The sequence below is a fragment of the Pseudomonas sp. B2021 genome, from assembly GCF_018135665.1.
Lineage (GTDB): Bacteria > Pseudomonadota > Gammaproteobacteria > Pseudomonadales > Pseudomonadaceae > Aquipseudomonas > Aquipseudomonas lactis.
In genome coordinates this window covers 568,193-587,517 of sequence record NZ_SMOF01000001.1, presented here as the reverse complement: position 1 = coordinate 587,517, position 19,325 = coordinate 568,193, and the positions used below count along the sequence as shown (strand labels likewise).

Sequence of the window (19,325 nt, the reverse complement as noted above, 5' to 3'; positions counted from 1 at the left end):
GGAGCGTGGGAACGATCAACACAGCCCGGATCAGACCACCGCCGCCCGGCGCTGAACAAAGCGGTCCACATACTCATCCGCCGGCGAGTGCAGAATCTCTCGCGGGGTGCCGACCTGGATCAGCTTGCCGTCCTTGAGAATCGCAATGCGGTTGCCGATGCGCACGGCCTCGTCGAGGTCGTGGGTGATGAACACGATGGTCTTGTGCAGGGTCTTTTGCAGCTCCAGCAACTGGTCTTGCATCTCGGCGCGGATCAACGGGTCGAGGGCGCTGAAGGCTTCGTCCATCAGGATGATGTCGGTGTCGGCCGCCAAGGCGCGAGCCAAGCCCACGCGCTGGCGCATGCCGCCGGACAGCTGGTGGGGGTATTTGTTTTCGTAGCCTTTGAGGCCCACGGTTTCGATCCAGTGCAACGCACGTTCGGCGCAGACCTGCTTGGTTTCGCCACGTACTTTGAGGCCGTAGGCAACGTTGTCGAGCACGCTCTTGTGCGGCAGCAGGCCGAAGCTCTGAAACACCATGCTGATCTTGTGCCGACGGAATTGACGCAGGGCTTCCATGTCCAGTTGCAGGATGTCTTCGCCGTCCACCAGGATCGCGCCGCTGGTGGGGTCGATCAGCCGGTTGAAGTGGCGCACCAGGGTGGATTTGCCCGAACCCGACAAGCCCATGATCACGAAGATCTCACCGGTGCCGATGCTCAGGGACAGGTCATTCACACCGACCACGCAACCGGTCTCGGCCAGTACCTGGTCCTTGGTCTTGCCCTGGCCTACCATGGCCAGCGCATCCTGGGCGCGTGCGCCGAAAATCTTGAAGACGTTTTTGACTTCGATTTTGCTGACAGTCGTCATTTGCTCGCCTCATGCCGTGGGCGGCCATAAGCCTGGGTAATGCGGTCGATGACCACTGCGAGAATCACGATCGCCAGCCCGGCTTCAAGGCCGCGGCCGACGTTGAGGGTCTGGATGCCGACGAGCACGTCTTCACCCAAGCCACGGGCACCGATCATCGAGGCGATCACCACCATCGACAGCGCCATCATGGTGGTCTGGTTGATACCGGCCATGATGCTTGGCAGCGCCAGCGGCAATTGCACGCCGAACAGTTGCTGCCAGCGGTTGGCGCCGAAGGCGTTGATGGCTTCCATGACTTCGCCATCGACCTGGCGAATACCCAGGTCTGTGAGGCGAATCAGCGGCGGCGCGGCGTAGATCACCGTGGCGAAAATCGCCGGGACCTTGCCCAGGCCGAACAGCATCAGCACCGGGATCAGGTACACGAAGCTGGGCATGGTTTGCATGATGTCCAGCAACGGCATCAGCACCGAACGCAGGCGGTTACTGCGCGCCGACAGGATGCCCAAGGGGATGCCGATCAACACCGAGATCACCGTGGCCACCATCATCAATGCCAGGGTTTGCATCAGCTTGTCCCACAGGCCAACCGCGCCCACCAGGAACAGCAAGCCGACAATCACTGCGGTGGTCACCACCTTGCGGGTGGCGTGCCAGGCAATACCGCCGACGATGGCCAACATCAGCCACCAGGGCGCCGCGCGCAGCAGGCCTTCCAGGTTGACGATGGCCCACAGCAGCGTGTCGGAGATGTGCCGGAACACATCGCCGTAGTTGGTGACCAGTGCGTCCACCCAACCGTTGACCCAGTCGGCGATGGAAAAGGTAAAACTCTCAGGAAACATATCGTGCTCTCGATCCAGTGGGTTGTGGCCAGCCGCCCGGCCACCCTTGAGGGTAGCCGTGCACCCTTGACCTACAAGGCCGCGTCGATTTTCTTGGCTGCGTCTTCGCTCACCCAGGCGTGCCAGACTTCAGGATGTTCCTTGAGGAAAATTTTCGCCAGTTTCGGCGATTCGATTCGTTCTTTGGCCATGCGGCCCAGGTTCTGGTTCAGCAGGTCGATGGGCAGGTTGACCTTTTCCAGCACGGCCACCAGTTCCGGGGCTTGCTCGTGGAAAGTTTTGGAGAGGCCGACCTTGATGCTCACGCTTTTATCCACGCCGGGCTTTTCTTCCAGCTTGACCAGATCGACCTGGCCCATCAGCGGCGTCGGTGACCAGTAGTAGAACAGAATCGGTTCGCCGCGCTTGTAGCTCGACAGCACCGCCGCATCCAGCGCCGGGCCGGTGCCCGGGCGGAAGTTGGTGTAGGTGCTTTCCAGGCCGTAGCTCTTGAGCATTTCGCTGTTGTCCAGCTCGCAGGTCCAGCCGGCCGGGCAGTTGTAGAAACGGCCCTTGGACGGTTCTTCCTGGTCCTTGAACACCGAGGCGTATTTGGCCAGGTCGGCAATGCTTTTCAGGTCCGGGGCCTTGGGTTCGAGTTTGCGCTTGGCGTCGCCTTCGATCACATAGCGCGGCACGTACCAGCCTTCTACCGCGCCGACCACCGGAGCACCGACGCCGACGACTTTGCCGGCCTTCTCGGCTTTGTTCCAGACCTCGCTGCGACCTACCCACTCCTCGGCGAACACTTGGATGTCGTTGCTGCCCAGGGCGTTTTCCATGGTGATGGAATTGCCTGGCAAGCTGTCGGTTTTGCAGTCGTAGCCTTTTTCCAACACGGTTTGCAGGATGTCGGTGAGCAACATGCCGCTTTCCCAATTCAGGCCCGCGAATTTCACCGGTTTACCCGACTCGCACCAACCGGCTGCCTGGGCGCCGGCACTTGCCAGCACGCCAGCTGCGAACAGAGTAGCCAGCAAGGTCTTATTCATAGTCATTGTTGTGACGCTCCCAATCATGAAATGGATTACGGCAGTCAGTAGGCGTCCTGCCCTGTCCACGTCCCATCAGGCTTGTGCAGCCAGCTCGTTTGTTATGGGTAAAGCGCCCTGCTCTTTTGGCAGGATCAGGTGATCGGGTACCGTGCCGTGCCATTTTTTCGCACACACGTAATACAGGGCCGCCGGCAGTACCAGGCCGATGATCCAGGAGATATCCACATCCCCCAGCGCTGCCACCAGGGGGCCGGTGTAGAACTTGGTGGAGATGAACGGCAACTGCACCAGCACGCCGAATACGTAGACGCTGATGCCCAGCAGGTTCCAACGGCCGTAGCGACCGTTCGGGTCGGCCAGCGCCGGCACGTCATAACGCTCGCGGGTGATGCAGTAGTAATCCACCAGGTTGATCGCGCTCCAGGGCGTAAAGAACGCCAGCAGGAACAGGATGAACGACTTGAATGCACCGAGGAACGAATGCTGGCCAAGCAACGCGATCAGCGTGGCCGTGCCGACGATCATCAGCACAAACACCAGACGCTGCAGACGCGTGACCTCCAGACGCCCACGAAAGCCGCTGATGATGGTGGCGATGCACATGAAGCTGCCGTAGGAGTTGAGCGTCGAGATGGTGACCTTGCCGAACGCGATGCTGAAGTACAGCAACGCAGCGGTAGCCCCCGTGCCGCTCAAGCCAACGATGTACGCCACCTCGTGGCCGGCAAACTGCCCGTTGGACATGGCCGCGGCAAACACGCCGAGGACCATCGCCACTTGGGCACCGATGACCGAACCTGCGCCAGCCGCGAGGAAGGTCTTCACCGATGACGTGTGGCTCGGCAGGTAACGCGAGTAGTCCGCCACGTACGGCCCGAAGGCGATCTGCCAGGAGGCCGCGAGTGACACGGCCAGCAGGAAGCTGCTCCAGCTGAAGTGGCGGATCTGCAGGAGCGCGCCAACGTCGGTCTGGCTCATCAAGCGGCTGAACAGGTACACAAAGGCAACCACGCCAATCAGGCTGGCGACCCGGCCGATGAAGTGGATCACCCTGTAACCCAGCACCGTGACCAGCACGATGACACTGGCGAAGATCAGGATGCCGACGCTGTCGCTGACCCCGAACAACTGGCCCAGCGCCTGGCCCGACAGCACGGTACCGGTGGCGGTGAAGCCCAGGTACATCAAACACACCAGCACAATCGGAATGGCCGCGCCGTAAACGCCGAACTGCACCCGACTGGAAATCATCTGCGGCAGGCCAAGCTTGGGCCCTTGCGCCGCATGCAGCGCCATGACGCCACCGCCGATCAGTTGACCGATGAGCAGGCCGATCAACGACCAGAACACATCACCACCCAGCACCACGGCCAACGCCCCGGTGACAATCGCAGTGATCTGCAGGTTGGCACCCATCCACAGGGTGAATTGACTGAATAGACGACCATGTCTTTCCGCTTCCGGGATGTAGTCGATCGAACGTTTCTCGATCAACGGGGTGGTGTCGTTTGCAGCCATGTTGTTCAACCTCTGATGGATTGTTTTGTACGCATCTTGCTCTTCTGTGGGAGCTGGCTTGCCTGCGATAGCATCACCTCGGTCGTACTTCCAGACCGCGTCGTCTGCATCGCAGGCAAGCCAGCTCCCACAAGTACTGCGCCGGCCGTTACTTGATCATCGGCAGGTTCAGGCCCTGCTCCTTGGCGCAGTCGATAGCGATCTGGTAACCCGCATCGGCATGGCGCATCACCCCGGTCGCCGGGTCGTTGTGCAGCACGCGGGCAATCCGCTCGGCCGCTTCGTCAGTACCGTCGCAGACAATCACCATCCCCGAGTGCTGGGAGAAGCCCATGCCCACGCCACCACCGTGGTGCAGCGAGACCCAGGTGGCGCCGCTCGCGGTGTTGAGCAAGGCGTTGAGCAGTGGCCAATCGGACACAGCGTCGGAGCCGTCCTGCATGGCTTCGGTTTCGCGGTTGGGGCTGGCGACCGAGCCGGAGTCCAGGTGGTCACGGCCGATCACGACCGGCGCGGACAGCGCGCCGCTGCGCACCATTTCGTTGAACGCCAGGCCCAACTTGGCACGCTGGCCCAGGCCGACCCAGCAGATACGTGCCGGCAGGCCCTGGAAGCTGATGCGCTCGCGAGCCATGTCCAGCCAGTTGTGCAGGTGGGCGTCGTCCGGGATCAGTTCTTTGACTTTGGCGTCGGTCTTGTAGATGTCTTGCGGGTCGCCGGACAGCGCCGCCCAACGGAACGGGCCGATGCCACGGCAGAACAGTGGGCGGATGTAGGCCGGTACGAAACCTGGGAAGTCGAACGCGTTTTCCACGCCTTCTTCCTGAGCCATCTGGCGGATATTGTTGCCGTAGTCGAAGGTCGGGATGCCTTGCTTCTGGAATTCGAGCATGGCTTTGACGTGTACGGCCATCGACTGCTTGGCGGCCTTGATCACGGCGGCCGGCTCGGTCTTGGCGCGAGCGCGGTATTCGTCCCAGGTCCAGCCGGCCGGCAGGTAACCGTTGAGTGGGTCGTGGGCGCTGGTCTGGTCGGTGACCATGTCCGGGCGCACGCCACGCTTGACCAGTTCCGGCAGGATCTCTGCGGCGTTGCCCAGCAACGCGATGGAGATGGCTTTGCCTTCCTTGGTGTATTTGGCGATGCGCGCCAGGGCGTCGTCGAGGTCGGTAGCCTGCTCGTCGACGTAGCGGCTGTTCAGGCGGAAGTCGATGCTGACTTGCTGGCACTCGATGTTCAGCGAGCAGGCGCCGGCCAGGGTCGCGGCCAAAGGCTGCGCGCCGCCCATGCCGCCGAGGCCGGCGGTGAGTACCCAACGGCCGGTCAGGTCGCTGTTGTAGTGCTGGCGGCCGGCTTCGACGAAGGTTTCGTAGGTGCCTTGGACAATGCCTTGGCTGCCGATGTAGATCCAGCTGCCGGCGGTCATCTGGCCGTACATGGCCAGGCCCTTGGCATCCAGTTCGTTGAAATGCTCCCAACTGGCCCAGTGCGGCACCAGGTTGGAGTTGGCAATCAGCACGCGCGGGGCGTTGCTGTGGGTCTTGAACACGCCGACCGGCTTACCGGATTGCACCAGCAGGGTTTCGTCGTCGTTCAAGTTAGTGAGGCTCTCGACGATCTGGTCGTAGCACTCCCAGTTGCGCGCCGCACGGCCGATACCGCCGTACACCACCAGTTCCTTGGGGTTCTCGGCCACTTGCGGGTCGAGGTTGTTCATCAGCATGCGCAGCGGCGCTTCGGTCAGCCAGCTTTTGGCGGTGAGCTTGTTACCGCGGGCGGCGCGGATTTCGACGTCACGGTATTTTGTAGGCTTGGTCACAGCTAGGACTCCTCGGCGATCGATGCGCGGACACTGATGGTGCGAGGTCTTACGCACACATCTTTACTTGTATGTACAAGCATATGCAATCGAGCGGCCAACTTTTGAAATGAGCCTTGCAGATTTTTTTCCAAGGCGCGCGCAAGCCTTGATAATCAAGGCTTGGAGGCTTGATGAAATTTCTTACGGAGGCGTTTTACAGCAAAGAGGATTTGTCACGACAGCGTGGCTTTGCGTCACGCTGGGGCGTTCGGTAACAAATTGGTGCGCGGAGTGGAAACAGATTTTGTGAACAATGCAAAAAAACAAATGTGGGAGCTGGCTTGCCTGCTCCCACAGTTTTTAACCGCGTGCGGTCAGTTCGATGATGCAGCAGCGGCCAGTGACGCCGATATCCAGCAGGCCCGTGTTACCGTCCACCTGCAGGCAATCATGGTGGCCGAGCTTCTCGCCCAGCACCTTCACTTCATCCGCCACGCTGAACACCAGCACCGTCTGCGCGGTGCTGAAAAACTGCTGCACGCCATCCACCCACTGCAAGCGTGCATGGTAACGCTGTGGCGAGTAGATCAGGTTGAAGTCGCGAATCGGCCCCGTGATCAAGCGGCATGACACCTGGCTTTCGCCCTTGAACGCGAACGGCTGTAGCGGTAACAACCCACGTTGTTCCTCACCGTCCACGGTCAGCACCATGCCGGCGCCTTTGATCACGGTGATCACGCGCTGGTAACCGGCGAAGGTGGAAAACCCACCCGATTCGGCAATGTCGGCAATCGACAAACGCCAGCCAAATCCATCCAGGCCGGTGCCCGCATCGCGGGCGATTTCTTCCGTGCTACCACCGCCGTTCTTCCACGGCATGCGCACGTAGTCGGCGGCGCGCCAGACTTTCACAGTACTCATTTGCTGAAACGTCCTTCGAGGCTGTGACGGGAACCGGGGTGGATCAACCGCGCCGCAGTCACCGGCTGGCGACCCGACCAGGTGCGTCGGCGAATCAACAGGCACGGCTCGCTCGGCTCGATCTGCAACAACTTGCACTCGGCGGCATCGGCGAGGATCGCCTCAACCACATGCTCGCCCTCAGTCAACGGCGCCACCTGGTTCAAATAGGCATAAGGGGTTTGCTGGGTGAAGTCCTGTTGCAGGTATTGCGGCGCGACCAGGGCGTTGACGAATCGGTCTTCTATTTGCACAGGAATGTCGTTCTCGTAATGCACGATCAACGAGTGGAACACGCGCCCGCCTTCACGCATTTCCAAGGCAACGGCGCGCTCGGAACCGGCGGCCTCTTCGCCCAGGGTGATCACTTGGCAAGTGTGCCGATGCCCGCGGGAGGCGATTTCATCGGCGATGTTGTGCACTTCAAACAGGGCCGACTGGCTTTTGGGCTCAGCCACGAACGTACCGACGCCTTGCATGCGCACCAGCAAACCTTCGGCGGTCAGCTCGCGCAGGGCACGGTTGATGGTCATGCGGCTGAAGCCCAACTGGCTGACCAACTCGCTTTCCGACGGCACGCGGTAATGGGGCGGCCAGTTGCCGTTGAGGATCTGCTGGCTGATCATCTGTTTGACGCGGGCATACAAGGGCGCCGGACTTTCGTCCATGTGGGCAGCCAGCGAAGAGTTGGCGGGCGGAGTCGGCACAGGGAATCCTTGCGGGGGAAAAAGATGCATAGATTGCCGGAGTTTACCGAGCAGGCAAACGTCTGTATATGTATATACAAATAAACACACGACCGGGGTGCCTTGATCATGTCCGCTTTCTTTGCCGAACGCGCACTGCTGCCTAATGGATGGGCCAACGATGTACGTCTTGAAGTCAGCGCCGATGGCCTGCTGACAAAGGTTGAGCCCAATGCCAGTGCAGAAGGCGCCGAACGGCTCAGGGGCCCGGTGTTGGCGGGCATGCCGAACCTGCACTCCCATGCCTTCCAGCGCGCCATGGCAGGCTTGGCCGAAGTGGCCGGCAACCCCAATGACAGTTTCTGGACCTGGCGCGATTTGATGTACCGCATGGTCGGCAAGATCAACCCCGAGCAGTTACAGGTCATCGCCCGTCAGCTGTATATCGAAATGCTCAAGGCCGGCTACACCTCGGTGGCCGAGTTTCATTATGTGCATCACGATCTCAGCGGCCAGCCCTACGCCGACCGTACGGAGCTGTCCCGCCAGATCAGCCACGCTGCCGCCAGCAGCGGGATCGGCCTGACCTTGCTGCCGGTGCTCTACACCCACGCAGGCTTTGGTGGCCAAGCGCCGAATGAAGGCCAGCGACGATTTATCAACAGCACTGAAAACTACCTGGACCTGCAAGCCCGCTTGCAGCCCATTCTGGCGGCACAACCAGCGCAGCAACTGGGCCTGTGCTTCCATTCCCTGCGCGCCGTCACCCCCGAACAAATCCATACCGTGCTGGCCGCCAGTGACAAGGCCTGCCCGGTGCATATCCACATCGCTGAACAGCAAAAGGAAGTCGACGACTGCCTGGCCTGGAGCGGCAAGCGCCCGTTGCAGTGGCTGTATGACAATGTCGAGGTGGATGAGCGCTGGTGCCTGGTGCATGCCACCCATGCCGATGCCGATGAAGTCACCCGCATGGCCAACAGCCGAGCGATTGCCGGTTTGTGCCTGACCACCGAAGCCAACCTGGGCGATGGGATTTTTCCGGCGGTAGACTTCCTCGCCCAGGGCGGCCGCATGGGCATCGGCTCCGACAGCCATGTATCACTGAGCGTGGTGGAAGAATTGCGTTGGCTGGAATACGGCCAGCGCCTGCGTGATCAGCGGCGTAATCGGCTGTACCGCAGTGATCAACCGATGGTGGGTCGCACGCTGTTCGATGCTGCGCTGGACGGTGGTGCTCAAGCGCTGGGCCAGCCGATTGGTCAACTGCAAGTGGGCAAGCGTGCGGATTGGATTGTGCTGGACGGTAGCGATCCGTACTTGGCGACGGCCAGTGAGGATGGGATTCTCAACCGCTGGCTATTTGCCGGTGGGGATCGGCAAGTGCGCGATGTACTGGTCAATGGCAAGTGGGTGGTGCGAGATGGACGTCATGCTGGCGAAGAAGACAGCCGCCGGGCATTCACCCAGGTCCTGAAGGACTTGCTGAACTAACAGCCAATCCATAACAACTATGGGAGCTGGCTTGCCTGCGATAGCATCAACCCGGTGCAACTGATGCACCGAGGTGCCTGTATCGAAGGCAAGCCAGCTCCCACATTGGATTGAGGGTACTCAGGATTACTGAGAGGACTTTGCCATCTGCTTGTCCGATGTACGCCAGATCAGCCGCGTGGTGTCGTACCCTTGCTGTCGCGCCCTGCTCAGCAGGTCTTCGCGGGTTTCGGCACTCACCGTTGGCGTGCGCGACAGGATCCACATATAGCGACGGCTCGGGCTGCCGACGATGGCGGTCTTGTAGTCATCGCTGACATACAGCACCCAGTAGTCGCCCTTGGCAACGCCCGGCAACAGTGACGTAAACCAGTTATTGAATTCCACCCACAGCTTGTCGGTCTTGCCTGGCACCTGCGGCGTCGCCGTGCCTTTGGCCTCTTGCCACTTCCATTCAGGTGTCAGGCAGCGGTTGAACACCGACATGTCACCATCAGGCAGCAAGGTATAGCGGGCTTCGGATTGCGCACAGTTGCGCTGGAAGTACATCGGCAACCGGGCCAACTCATACCAGGTGCCCTGGTAACGCTTGAGGTTGACGTTGCTCGCCGTCTTGGGTTGCAGATCATCGCCAGAATGGCTGGCACAGCCCGCCAAAAACAGGCTGGCGCAAAGGAACAAAACAAAACGCATCATTCTTCTTCTCCCGCAGGCTCGCGCCCCGGTTTACTTCAGGCCTTGCCCGGAAAACATCAGAACTTTGTCACCGGCGTACTGCACGCTGATAAAGCTGTTTTTATCGCCCCAGGTGCAGCTGGACATGCCCAGTGCGCCGGAACAATCGGTTGGCTTGCCCAGCAACGACTCCACCTCGGCCTTGGCCATGCCGGCTGAGAGCTTTTGGTAGTTTTCTTGGGTGACCTTGCTGCAAGCGGCTAAGAGCACGCAAAAAGCCAGCAGGGCGAGACGGCGTATAGACATGGAAAAGCTCCTGGAGAGACAAAGCAGCTGGGGTATCTGCCAGAAGCTTAGAAGGGAAAAGGGGTGTCTGGTTCCCGATGGGGGGTGCTATTTATTTTTTATGTGAACTGCCCCCTGGAACCGTGTTTTCGAATGGAAAATCACGGCCTTTCATCAGTTGCTGTCTGCCAAAGACCAAATTAAGACTAAAATCAGTCCCATCTCGAACCAGGGCCAAACCATGAAATTTTCTTCGCAGATAAAGCCGATCAGCTACTTGAAAAGTCATACCGCCGAGATCGTCAAAACACTCACTGAAAGCCGCGAACCCCTGGTCATCACCCAAAATGGCGAAGCGAAGCTGGTGGTGATGGATGTGAAGAGTTTTGAGGAACAGGCAGAAACCATGGCCTTGTTAAAGCTATTGGCCTTGGGCAACCGGCAGATTGAGTTGGGGCAGTTTCAAGACATGGAGGACGTGTTCGCCGAGCTGGACAAGGACGACGCTCAATGACATTCAAGGTTGTGATTCTTCACTCGGCAAAACGCGACCTTAAAGACATCAAGTCATACCTCATCCGGCAGTTCTCGACATCGACTTGGCAGCAGTCCTACGACGCGATGAAACAGGCCATACGGCTGCTTGAGTCTCAACCCTATGCTGGCTCGATACCGCAAGAGATCGAGAAGTTGAATCTCAGCCAATATCGACAGGTTGTCTGTGGCATGAATCGGATCATCTACGAAATTCGAGACCCGATCATTTACGTCCACATCATCGCCGACACTCGGAAAAGCCTGCAGGCGTTGCTGCTGAAAAACCTTATTCAATAAAAACAAAAGCCCCGAAGCGCTAAGCGCATTTCGGGGCTTTTTTGTTACCGCAAGATTTTACTTCTTGTGATAAGCCGTTACACGCTCAACTTCTTCCTTCGAACCCAGGAACACCGCCACACGCTGGTGCAGGCCTTCTGGCTGGATGTCGAGGATGCGCTGGTGGCCGTCGGTGGACGCACCGCCTGCCTGCTCAACCAGGAACGACATCGGGTTGGCTTCGTACATCAGACGCAGCTTGCCCGGCTTGGACGGCTCGCGGCTGTCGCGTGGGTACATGAACAAGCCACCACGGGTCAGGATGCGGTGTACGTCGGCAACCATCGCGGCCACCCAGCGCATGTTGAAGTTCTTCTTCAACGGGCCTTCTTCGCCTTCCATCAGCTCGTTGACGTAGCGCTTCACCGGTTCTTCCCAGTGGCGCTGATTGGACATGTTGATGGCAAATTCCTGGGTAGAAGCAGGAATCGAAATGTCTTCGTGGGTGAGTACGAAGCTGCCCATTTCACGGTCCAGCGTGAAGCCTTTGACGCCATCGCCCAGAGTCAGCACCAGCATGGTCTGTGGGCCGTAGATCGCGTAGCCGGCAGCAACCTGCTCAGTGCCTGGCTGCAGGAAGGCCTTTTCGTTCAGGGCTTCGTTCTGGCTCAGGTATTCGTTCGGGCAACGCAATACCGAGAAGATGGTGCCGACCGGTGCGTTGATATCGATGTTGGACGAACCGTCCAGTGGGTCGAATACCAAGAGGTATGCGCCCTTCGGGTATTTGCCTGGGATCTGGTAGGCATTGTCCATTTCTTCGGACGCCATGCCGGCCAGGTGACCGCCCCATTCGTTGGCTTCGAGCAGGATTTCATTGGACAGCACGTCCAGTTTCTTCTGCACTTCGCCCTGCACGTTTTCAGTGCCCATGCTGCCCAGGACACCGCCCAGTGCGCCTTTGGAAACGGCGTGGCTGATTTCCTTGCAAGCACGCGCCACCACTTCGATAAGGAAGCGCAGATCGGCAGGCGTGTTGTTGCTGCGGGTCTGCTCGATCAAATAGCGACTCAAGGTAACGCGGGACATGGACGGCTCCGGAGAATGGGGGGCTAAAAACCCGCGCAGTTTAGCGCGAGTCGGGGCTGATTTCCTCTAATCAGAGGATTTAACGCCAATAGAGTTCACGCAACGGAGCAACGACACCTCTGTAGGAGCGAGCTTGCTCGCGAAAAACTCATACGCGCCGCGCTCATTCAGGAAGCAAGCGTTATCGTTGAGGTTCTTCGCGAGCAAGCTCGCTCCTACAGTGGCATCAGGGGTCAGTCGAGGGCTTTCCAGATCTCGGTGGCGTACTCCCTGATGGTCCGGTCAGAGCTGAACCAGCCCATGCGCGCCGTGTTGAGCACCGCCGAGCGCCACCAGGCCTTGGAGTCGTGCCAATGCGCCTCGACCCGTGCCTGGGCGTCCCAGTAGGCGTCAAAGTCGGCACACACCAGGAAGCGGTCGTAGTCGACCAGCCCATCGATCAGGCCCACATAACGCCCCGGGTCATCCGGCGAGAACACCCCGCCACGGATGGCTTGCAGCACGTCGTTCAAACGATGGGACGCGGCGATGTCCGGCCCGGCGCTGAACTCGCCGGCGTGTTTGCGAGCTTCCACCTGCTGGGCACTGAGGCCAAAGATAAACATGTGCTCGGCGCCGACACGCTCGTGCATCTCCACATTGGCGCCGTCCATGGTGCCGATGGTCAGCGCACCGTTGAGGCCGAACTTCATGTTGCTGGTGCCGGAAGCTTCGAAGCCGGCGGTGGAAATCTGCTCCGACAAATCCGCTGCCGGAATGATGCTTTCCGCCAGGCTGACGTTGTAGTTGGGCAGGAACACCACCTTGAGCAGACCGCGCACGGTCGGGTCGTTGTTGACCGTGCGGGCGATGTCGTTGGTCAGCTTGATGATCAGCTTGGCTTGGTGGTAGCTGGCCGCCGCCTTGCCGGCAAAGATCTTGACCCGAGGCACCCAGTCGATGCCCGGCTCGGCACGGATCGCCTGGTACAGCGCTACGGTGTGCAGCAGGTTGAGCAGTTGGCGCTTGTATTCGTGAATACGCTTGACCTGCACGTCGAACATCGCCGCCGGGTTGATCGCGATGCCCAGGCGCTCATGGATGATCTGCGCCAGGGCGCGCTTGCTGTGCAGGCGCTGCTCAGCAAATGCTTTGCGAAAGGCCGGTTTCTCGGCAAAGGGTTCCAACTCGATCAGGCGCTGTTCGGGCTGATCGAGAATGCCCGGGCCCAAGGCTTCCACTAGCATATCGGTCAGCTTGGGGTTGGCCTGGTACAGCCAGCGGCGGAAGGTAATGCCGTTGGTTTTGTTGTTGATGCGTTCGGGGTAGAGCTTGTGCAGTTCGGAGAACACCGTGCTGCGCATTAGCTGGGTATGCAAACCGGACACGCCGTTGACGCTATGGGAACCCAGGAACGCCAGGTTGCCCATGCGCACGCGGCGGCCGTTGTCTTCTTCGATCAGCGACACAGCGCGCAAAACATCAAAGTCGTGGATGCCTTTGGCACGCAGCGAGTCAATGTGCTGGGCGTTGATCAGGTAGATGATCTGCATGTGCCGCGGCAGCATGCGCTCCATCAAACCTACCGGCCAGGTTTCCAGCGCTTCGGGCAGCAGGGTGTGGTTGGTATACGAAAGGGTCTCGACGGTGACATCCCACGCGGCTTCCCAGGGAATGTCATGCAGGTCGACCAGCTGGCGCATCAACTCGGCCACGGCGATGGACGGGTGGGTGTCGTTGAGTTGGATGGCGGCGTGCTCGCCCAGGCTCAGTACCGAACCGTGCATGTTTTTGTGGCGACGCAACAAGTCCTGCAGGGACGCGGAAACGAAGAAATATTCCTGGCGCAGGCGCAGTTCCTGCCCTGCTTCGGTGCTGTCGGCCGGGTAAAGCACGCGGGAGATGCTTTCGGCACGGGCCACTTCGGCGACAGCGCCCAAATGGTCACCGGCGTTGAAGCGCTCCAGGTGCAGGTCTTCTACGGCGCGCGCACGCCAAAGGCGCAGGGTGTTGACGCTGGCGCCGCGCCAACCGACGACCGGCGTGTCATAGGCCACGGCGCGCACGGTTTCGTTGGGCGACCATACCTGGATCATCTTGCCGGAGGCGTCCGCCACGGTTTCGACACTGCCGCCAAAGCCAATCGGGTAAATCACCTCGGCGCGTTCGAATTCCCAAGGGTTACCGAAATCCAGCCAGCGCTCGGTCTGTTCCTGCTGCCAACCGTCGACAATCGCTTGGCGGAACAAGCCGTGTTCATAACGGATGCCATAGCCGTGGCCAGCAATGCCGAGGGTCGACATGCTTTCCATAAAGCACGCCGCCAGACGGCCCAGGCCACCATTGCCGAGCGCCGCGTCGGGCTCCAGCAGGCGGATGCGCTCCAGGTCGACGCCCAGTTCCGACAGCGCTTCGCGCGCGATCTCCAGCACACCCAGGTTGCTCAGGCTGTCATAGAGCAGACGGCCGATGAGAAATTCCAGGGACAGGTAATAAACGCGCTTCTGGCCTTTGCGATAAATACGCCGCGTGTGGTCCATCCAGTGGTCGACCATCTGGTCGCGCGCGGCCAGGGCAATGGCTTCGAACCAGTCATGGTCGAAGGCGTGATCCGGGTCCTTGCCCACCGCGTAGGTGAGTTTGGTCAAGACAGCATCGCGGAATGCGGCTACCTCTGCTTCTCGTGCAAGCGGTTCCTGAGACATCGGTGCGACCTCGGGCGAGATTGAAGGAGTTGCTAGAGCCTAGTCGGTCTGACAGACGGTAGACGTGCTGGTTCGGCAGTTTTTTAACTCATTGGCCTGTGGCTGAATTTGATGCAGGGGTCGTGCCCGATCAGGCCCTGGCCAAACCTTTGAGCTGAAACCTGCAAAATATTGTTCAAAAAACCACCAATCCCGGTATGATCGCGCGCCCGGATAACGCCCCACCTTGGAACCTTGATGAAGCCTCAACTGATCGCCGCCGCGGAACTCGACCGTCTAGAGACCTGGCAGAAATACTCCGCCCATATGTGCGGCGGCTGCGTGTCCAGCTGCTGCACGCTGCCGGTGGAGGTGAAGATCAAGGACCTGATCCGCATTGGCATCGTCGATGAGTTCGAGCGCGGCGATCCGCCGAAGAACATCGCCAAGCGTTTGCAGAAAGAAGGCATCGTCGAGCGCTACAACAACAAGTCCGAAATTTTCACCTTGCAGCGCATGAGCAACAACGACTGCCTGTACCTGGATCGTAAGACGCGCTTTTGCACTATTTATGACAAGCGCCCGGATACCTGCCGCAATCACCCGAAAATCGGGCCGCGGCCAGGGTATTGCGCGTACAAGCCCAAGGAAGTGGTGCGCGAGACCAACTTCAAGACCCTCGACAAGTTCTAAGTTTTTGATCGTTCCCACGCTCTGCGTGGGAATGCAGCTGTGGACGCTCTGCGTCCGCTCTTGAAAGCAGGACGCGGAGCGTCCCACGCGGCGTTCCCACGCGGAGCGTGGGAACGATCACAACACACAGACTGCAGGCATAAAAAAACGCCCCCGGCCTTTCGACCGGGGGCGTTTTTCATTCAGCCTGAGTTAACTCAGTTCTTGGCTTTCTTGGCAGCGCGGGTACGCTCGCCTTCGTCCAGGATCTTCTTACGCAGGCGGATCGACTTAGGCGTGACTTCGCACAGCTCGTCGTCCTGGATGAATTCCAGGGCCTGTTCCAGGGTGAAGCGAACAGGTGGAACCAGAGCGATGGTTTCGTCTTTGCCCGAAGCACGCATGTTGTCGAGCTTCTTGCCTTTGGTTGGGTTGACGCCCATGTCGTTGTCACGGCTGTTCAGACCAACGATCTGGCCGTTGTAGATCTCTTGACCGTGTTCAACGAACAGCTTGCCACGCGCCTGGAGAGTTTCCAGGGAGTAGGTCAGCGCCTTGCCGGTTTCTACCGATACCAGAACACCGTTCTGACGGCCGGACATGTCGCCGGACTTCATGGTGTCGTAGCGATCGAAGATCGAGGTCAGGATGCCAGCACCGTTGGTCAGGGTCAGGAACTGGTTACGGAAACCGATCAGACCACGAGCAGGGATGTTGTATTCCAGACGTACACGGCCTTTGCCATCCGGCACCATGTTGGTCAGGTCGCCCTTACGCAGGCCCATCTCTTCCATGACCTTGCCCTGGGATTCTTCAGGGGTGTCGATGGTGACGTTTTCGAACGGTTCCTGCTTCACGCCGTCAACCTGACGGATGATCACTTCAGGACGACCAACACCCATTTCGAAGCCTTCGCGACGCATGGTTTCGATCAGTACCGAGAGGTGCAGCTCACCACGGCCGGAAACCTTGAACTTGTCAGCCGAGTCGCCTTCTTCAACGCGCAGAGCAACGTTGTACAGCAGCTCCTTGTCCAGACGTTCCTTGATGTTACGGGAGGTCACGAACTTGCCTTCTTTACCGCAGAAAGGCGAGTCGTTTACCTGGAAGGTCATGGAAACGGTTGGCTCGTCAACGGTCAGAGGCTTCATCGCCTCGACGTTGTCCGGCTGGCACAGGGTGTCGGAGATGAACAGCGAGTCCATACCGCTCACGCATACGATGTCGCCAGCGAAAGCTTCTTCAACGTCTACACGGTGCAGACCGTGGTGACCCATCAGCTTCAGGATACGACCGTTACGCTTCTTGCCGTCAGCGCCGATAGCGACAACCGGGGTGTTCGGCTTGACGCTACCACGAGCGATACGGCCAACGCCGATAACACCCAGGAAGCTGTTGTAGTCCAGTGCCGAGATTTGCATCTGGAACGGGCCTTCACGGTCGACTTTCGGTGCTGGTACGTTGTCGACGATCGACTGGTACAGCGGAGTCATGTCTTCAGCCATGTCGGTGTGGTCAAGACCAGCAATACCGTTCAGGGCGGAGGCGTAGATGACTTGGAAGTCCAGCTGTTCTTCGGTAGCACCCAGGTTGTCGAACAGGTCGAAGATCTGGTCCAGAACCCAGTCCGGACGCGCGCCTGGACGGTCAACCTTGTTGATGCACACGATCGGACGCAGGCCGGCTTCGAAAGCCTTCTTGGTCACGAAACGGGTTTGCGGCATAGGGCCGTCTTGAGCGTCAACCAGCAGCAGAACGGAGTCAACCATCGACATTACGCGTTCTACTTCGCCGCCGAAGTCGGCGTGGCCCGGGGTATCCACGATGTTGATGTGGTAGCCGTTCCAGTTGATAGCGGTGTTTTTAGCCAGGATGGTAATACCGCGCTCTTTTTCCTGGTCGTTGGAGTCCATCACGCGCTCGTCGTTGAGCTCGTTGCGCTCCAGGGTGCCGGATTGACGCAGGAGTTTGTCTACCAGGGTGGTTTTACCATGGTCAACGTGAGCAATGATGGCGATGTTACGTAGATTTTCGATCACTTGTGTATCTCGATCAGAGGATTCGGTGTGCTGACAGGTCGTGGCAGCGATTAACAGTAGAGTCAGGCCTTGCCGTTACAGCTTGACGGCAGAGTCGGGGGGCCGGTGACGCAGGCCACAGGCAAACAGCCCCGGGCTCTTAGCTCGGTCGATAAACGCGCACATTGGCATGCCCCTCACTGAGCAAATGGTGGGCATGCAGGCGACTCATCACGCCTTTGTCGCAATACAACAGGTACTGACGGCTGTTATCCAGTTCCTTGAAACGCGCGTTCAGTGCGTAGAACGGCAGCGCTTGCACGTCGATGCCAGCGATTTCCAGCGGCTCATCTTCGGCGGCATCCGGGTGACGGATGTCGATGACGATCTGGCCGGCCAGGGCTTCGCTGACTTCTTCGATCTGCACATCCTGGCCCAATTCGTCGATCACTCGATCGATTGGCACCAGCTTGGCGTTCTCGAGCGCACGCTCCAGAATCGCCATGTCGAATTCTTTTTCTTCATGCTCCACGCGGTGACGCTTGGCGTGGGTCTTGGGGTTCACCGAAATGACCCCGCAGTACTCAGGCATATGCTTGGCAAAGTCGGCGGTGCCGATTTGCTCTGCCAGGTCGATGATGTCCTGCTTGTGGCTGGCGATCAGCGGGCGTAGCACCAGCTTCTCGGTCACGCAGTCAATGATCGACAGGTTCGGCAGCGTCTGGCTGGAGACCTGAGAAATCGCTTCGCCGGTCACCAGGGCGTCGATCTGCAATTGATCGGCGATTCGGGACGCAGCGCGCAACATCATACGCTTCAATACTACGCCCATATGACTGTTATCGACTTTGCCGAGAATTTCGCCCAGCACTTCCTCGAACGGTACGCTTACAAATAGCACGCGTTGGGAGCTGCCGTATTTCTTCCAGATAAAGTGCGCGACTTCCATCACGCCCAATTCATGTGCACGCCCGCCCAGGTTAAAGAAGCAGAAATGGCTCATCAGGCCGCGGCGCATGATCTGGTAGGCCGCCACCGTGGAATCGAAACCGCCGGACATCAATACCAGGGTCTGTTCCAGGGCACCCAGCGGGTAGCCGCCGATGCTGTTGTGCTGGCTGTGGATCACAAACAACCGTTGGTCGCGAATTTCCATGCGCACTTCAATTTGCGGCGCTTTGAGGGAAATTCCAGCGGCGCCGCACTCACGACGCAGCTTGCTGCCAACGTATTTCTCGACGTCCATGGAGCTGAACGGGTGCTTGCCGGCACGCTTGCAACGCACCGAAAAAATCTTGCCTTCAAGCGCACTGCCGTAGTGCTGCTTGCACTTTTCGGTGATGTCGTCGAAGTCGCCCAGCGGGTACTCATCCACCTGCAGGAAATGCGCGATGCCCGGCATGCAGCTCAGGCGCTCGGTCATGTCCTTCAAGGCTTTGGCGTCGGTAATGCGGGTTTCCAGCTCGAGGTTGTCCCACACGCCGTTCACCACCACAGCCGGGTCCAGGTCACGGAGCACGGCACGGATGTTCTTGGCCAACTGACGGATGAAACGCGTCCGTACCGGTCGGCTTTTGATGGTGATCTCGGGGAAGACTTTAACGATTAATTTCATGGAAACAGCGCGCGCCGGGCCTGCTGAAAAAGGGGGGCGCGGATTATAGCGGAAATCGCTCAAGGTTTAACCAGTTAATATGCATTGCACATGCAATGCACCAAAACGGGTCATTTACCCAAATAAACGCTACATTGCAGTGCGCGATTTATGCCGTTTTTGCCGATTGCACCGTTATAGGGGCCATTTTGAGGCAAAACGGCCATGTTGGCGCACTGGCATGCAATTTGCTCTCTTGTGAGGCAGGTTGCCTTGGCGGAGTATCCGCGCCGGCATCACCCAAATTCTAAGGGCTAACT

At 59.2% G+C, this 19,325-nt stretch carries 17 protein-coding genes; 4 read left to right on the top strand and 13 right to left on the bottom strand.

Features of this window, described 5'->3' with window-relative positions; all coding sequences use genetic code 11:
* Positions 1–30: 30 nt before the first annotated feature.
* The 7 genes from E1K68_RS02655 to hutC all read right to left on the bottom strand — a co-directional run bounded on the left by E1K68_RS02655 (position 31) and on the right by hutC (position 7,753).
* Entirely contained in the window at positions 31–855 is an 825-nt protein-coding gene (locus tag E1K68_RS02655; RefSeq protein WP_003187840.1) for a glycine betaine/L-proline ABC transporter ATP-binding protein, read from the bottom strand.
* Positions 852–1,703 carry a proline/glycine betaine ABC transporter permease gene (locus tag E1K68_RS02650; protein WP_003187838.1) on the bottom strand — a complete coding sequence of 284 codons (852 nt, stop codon included), beginning with the start codon at positions 1,701–1,703 and terminating at the stop codon, positions 852–854. The genes E1K68_RS02655 and E1K68_RS02650 overlap by 4 nt, the downstream gene beginning before the upstream one ends.
* A 71-nt stretch (positions 1,704–1,774) precedes the next feature.
* Positions 1,775–2,740: an ABC transporter substrate-binding protein gene (locus E1K68_RS02645; protein WP_120247900.1), complete on the bottom strand. Its 966-nt coding sequence runs from the start codon at positions 2,738–2,740 to the stop codon at positions 1,775–1,777.
* 69 nt (positions 2,741–2,809) lie between these two features.
* Positions 2,810–4,255, bottom strand: a complete 1,446-nt coding sequence (locus E1K68_RS02640) for a cytosine permease (RefSeq protein WP_003187834.1) — start codon at positions 4,253–4,255, stop codon at positions 2,810–2,812.
* A 148-nt stretch (positions 4,256–4,403) separates the two neighbouring features.
* Entirely contained in the window at positions 4,404–6,074 is a 1,671-nt protein-coding gene (hutU, locus tag E1K68_RS02635) for a urocanate hydratase (protein ID WP_003187833.1), read from the bottom strand.
* A 342-nt stretch (positions 6,075–6,416) separates the two neighbouring features.
* Positions 6,417–6,977 (bottom strand): HutD family protein, encoded by a 561-nt coding sequence (locus E1K68_RS02630; protein WP_057709568.1) that lies wholly within the window; start codon positions 6,975–6,977, stop codon positions 6,417–6,419.
* The gene (gene hutC, locus E1K68_RS02625; RefSeq protein ID WP_153474487.1) at positions 6,974–7,753 is read right to left on the bottom strand and encodes a histidine utilization repressor; all 780 of its coding nucleotides are present in this window, start codon (positions 7,751–7,753) and stop codon (positions 6,974–6,976) included. The genes E1K68_RS02630 and hutC overlap by 4 nt, the downstream gene beginning before the upstream one ends.
* A gap of 78 nt (positions 7,754–7,831) precedes the next feature.
* Here hutC and E1K68_RS02620 point away from each other — a divergent pair, with 78 nt between their 5' ends.
* Positions 7,832–9,196 (top strand): formimidoylglutamate deiminase, encoded by a 1,365-nt coding sequence (locus E1K68_RS02620; RefSeq protein WP_057709567.1) that lies wholly within the window; start codon positions 7,832–7,834, stop codon positions 9,194–9,196.
* A 126-nt stretch (positions 9,197–9,322) separates the two neighbouring features.
* On the opposite strand, the gene E1K68_RS02615 is transcribed toward E1K68_RS02620, so the two are convergent.
* Both E1K68_RS02615 and E1K68_RS02610 read right to left on the bottom strand, forming a co-directional pair.
* On the bottom strand, positions 9,323–9,892 hold the full coding sequence (locus E1K68_RS02615) for a lipocalin family protein (RefSeq protein ID WP_003187825.1): 570 nt from the start codon (positions 9,890–9,892) through the stop codon (positions 9,323–9,325).
* 30 nt (positions 9,893–9,922) lie between these two features.
* On the bottom strand, positions 9,923–10,177 hold the full coding sequence (locus tag E1K68_RS02610) for a hypothetical protein (RefSeq protein WP_003187823.1): 255 nt from the start codon (positions 10,175–10,177) through the stop codon (positions 9,923–9,925).
* Positions 10,178–10,397: 220 nt separating this feature from the next.
* Between E1K68_RS02610 and E1K68_RS02605 the strand changes: the two genes are divergently transcribed.
* Together E1K68_RS02605 and E1K68_RS02600 are read left to right on the top strand one after the other, a co-directional pair.
* Positions 10,398–10,670, top strand: coding sequence for a type II toxin-antitoxin system Phd/YefM family antitoxin (locus E1K68_RS02605; RefSeq protein WP_003171142.1), 273 nt, complete (start codon positions 10,398–10,400; stop codon positions 10,668–10,670).
* Entirely contained in the window at positions 10,667–10,990 is a 324-nt protein-coding gene (locus E1K68_RS02600; protein ID WP_003187821.1) for a type II toxin-antitoxin system RelE/ParE family toxin, read from the top strand. The genes E1K68_RS02605 and E1K68_RS02600 overlap by 4 nt, the downstream gene beginning before the upstream one ends.
* Positions 10,991–11,047: 57 nt before the next feature.
* Here the strand turns inward: E1K68_RS02600 and E1K68_RS02595 are convergent, their stop codons facing one another.
* Both E1K68_RS02595 and E1K68_RS02590 read right to left on the bottom strand, forming a co-directional pair.
* The gene (locus E1K68_RS02595; protein ID WP_003187818.1) at positions 11,048–12,058 is read right to left on the bottom strand and encodes a class 1 fructose-bisphosphatase; all 1,011 of its coding nucleotides are present in this window, start codon (positions 12,056–12,058) and stop codon (positions 11,048–11,050) included.
* A gap of 233 nt (positions 12,059–12,291) precedes the next feature.
* Positions 12,292–14,742 (bottom strand): glycogen/starch/alpha-glucan phosphorylase, encoded by a 2,451-nt coding sequence (locus E1K68_RS02590; protein WP_003187817.1) that lies wholly within the window; start codon positions 14,740–14,742, stop codon positions 12,292–12,294.
* Between the two features lie 237 nt (positions 14,743–14,979).
* On the opposite strand from E1K68_RS02590, the gene E1K68_RS02585 reads away from it, so the two are divergent.
* Positions 14,980–15,414 (top strand): YkgJ family cysteine cluster protein, encoded by a 435-nt coding sequence (locus E1K68_RS02585; protein WP_003187815.1) that lies wholly within the window; start codon positions 14,980–14,982, stop codon positions 15,412–15,414.
* A gap of 197 nt (positions 15,415–15,611) precedes the next feature.
* On the opposite strand, the gene typA is transcribed toward E1K68_RS02585, so the two are convergent.
* Complete coding sequence (typA, locus tag E1K68_RS02580) at positions 15,612–17,432, bottom strand: translational GTPase TypA (RefSeq protein ID WP_003187814.1); 1,821 nt, start codon at positions 17,430–17,432, stop codon at positions 15,612–15,614.
* A gap of 139 nt (positions 17,433–17,571) precedes the next feature.
* Positions 17,572–19,026 (bottom strand): tRNA uracil 4-sulfurtransferase ThiI, encoded by a 1,455-nt coding sequence (gene thiI, locus E1K68_RS02575; RefSeq protein WP_034134693.1) that lies wholly within the window; start codon positions 19,024–19,026, stop codon positions 17,572–17,574.
* Positions 19,027–19,325: the final 299 nt, after the last annotated feature.

Excerpts from the sequence above, each read along its gene's own strand:
- E1K68_RS02620 (WP_057709567.1), top strand. The coding sequence starts at position 7,832 with ATGTCCGCTTTCTTTGCCGAACGCGCACTGCTGCCTAATGGATGGGCC.
- E1K68_RS02645 (WP_120247900.1), bottom strand. The coding sequence starts at position 2,740 with ATGACTATGAATAAGACCTTGCTGGCTACTCTGTTCGCAGCTGGCGTG.
- E1K68_RS02585 (WP_003187815.1), top strand. The coding sequence starts at position 14,980 with ATGAAGCCTCAACTGATCGCCGCCGCGGAACTCGACCGTCTAGAGACC.
- E1K68_RS02650 (WP_003187838.1), bottom strand. The coding sequence starts at position 1,703 with ATGTTTCCTGAGAGTTTTACCTTTTCCATCGCCGACTGGGTCAACGGT.
- thiI (WP_034134693.1), bottom strand. The coding sequence starts at position 19,026 with ATGAAATTAATCGTTAAAGTCTTCCCCGAGATCACCATCAAAAGCCGA.
- E1K68_RS02610 (WP_003187823.1), bottom strand. The coding sequence starts at position 10,177 with ATGTCTATACGCCGTCTCGCCCTGCTGGCTTTTTGCGTGCTCTTAGCC.
- E1K68_RS02590 (WP_003187817.1), bottom strand. The coding sequence starts at position 14,742 with ATGTCTCAGGAACCGCTTGCACGAGAAGCAGAGGTAGCCGCATTCCGC.
- E1K68_RS02630 (WP_057709568.1), bottom strand. The coding sequence starts at position 6,977 with ATGAGTACTGTGAAAGTCTGGCGCGCCGCCGACTACGTGCGCATGCCG.
- E1K68_RS02600 (WP_003187821.1), top strand. The coding sequence starts at position 10,667 with ATGACATTCAAGGTTGTGATTCTTCACTCGGCAAAACGCGACCTTAAA.
- E1K68_RS02640 (WP_003187834.1), bottom strand. The coding sequence starts at position 4,255 with ATGGCTGCAAACGACACCACCCCGTTGATCGAGAAACGTTCGATCGAC.
- E1K68_RS02655 (WP_003187840.1), bottom strand. The coding sequence starts at position 855 with ATGACGACTGTCAGCAAAATCGAAGTCAAAAACGTCTTCAAGATTTTC.
- E1K68_RS02615 (WP_003187825.1), bottom strand. The coding sequence starts at position 9,892 with ATGATGCGTTTTGTTTTGTTCCTTTGCGCCAGCCTGTTTTTGGCGGGC.
- E1K68_RS02605 (WP_003171142.1), top strand. The coding sequence starts at position 10,398 with ATGAAATTTTCTTCGCAGATAAAGCCGATCAGCTACTTGAAAAGTCAT.
- hutC (WP_153474487.1), bottom strand. The coding sequence starts at position 7,753 with ATGCATCTTTTTCCCCCGCAAGGATTCCCTGTGCCGACTCCGCCCGCC.
- E1K68_RS02595 (WP_003187818.1), bottom strand. The coding sequence starts at position 12,058 with ATGTCCCGCGTTACCTTGAGTCGCTATTTGATCGAGCAGACCCGCAGC.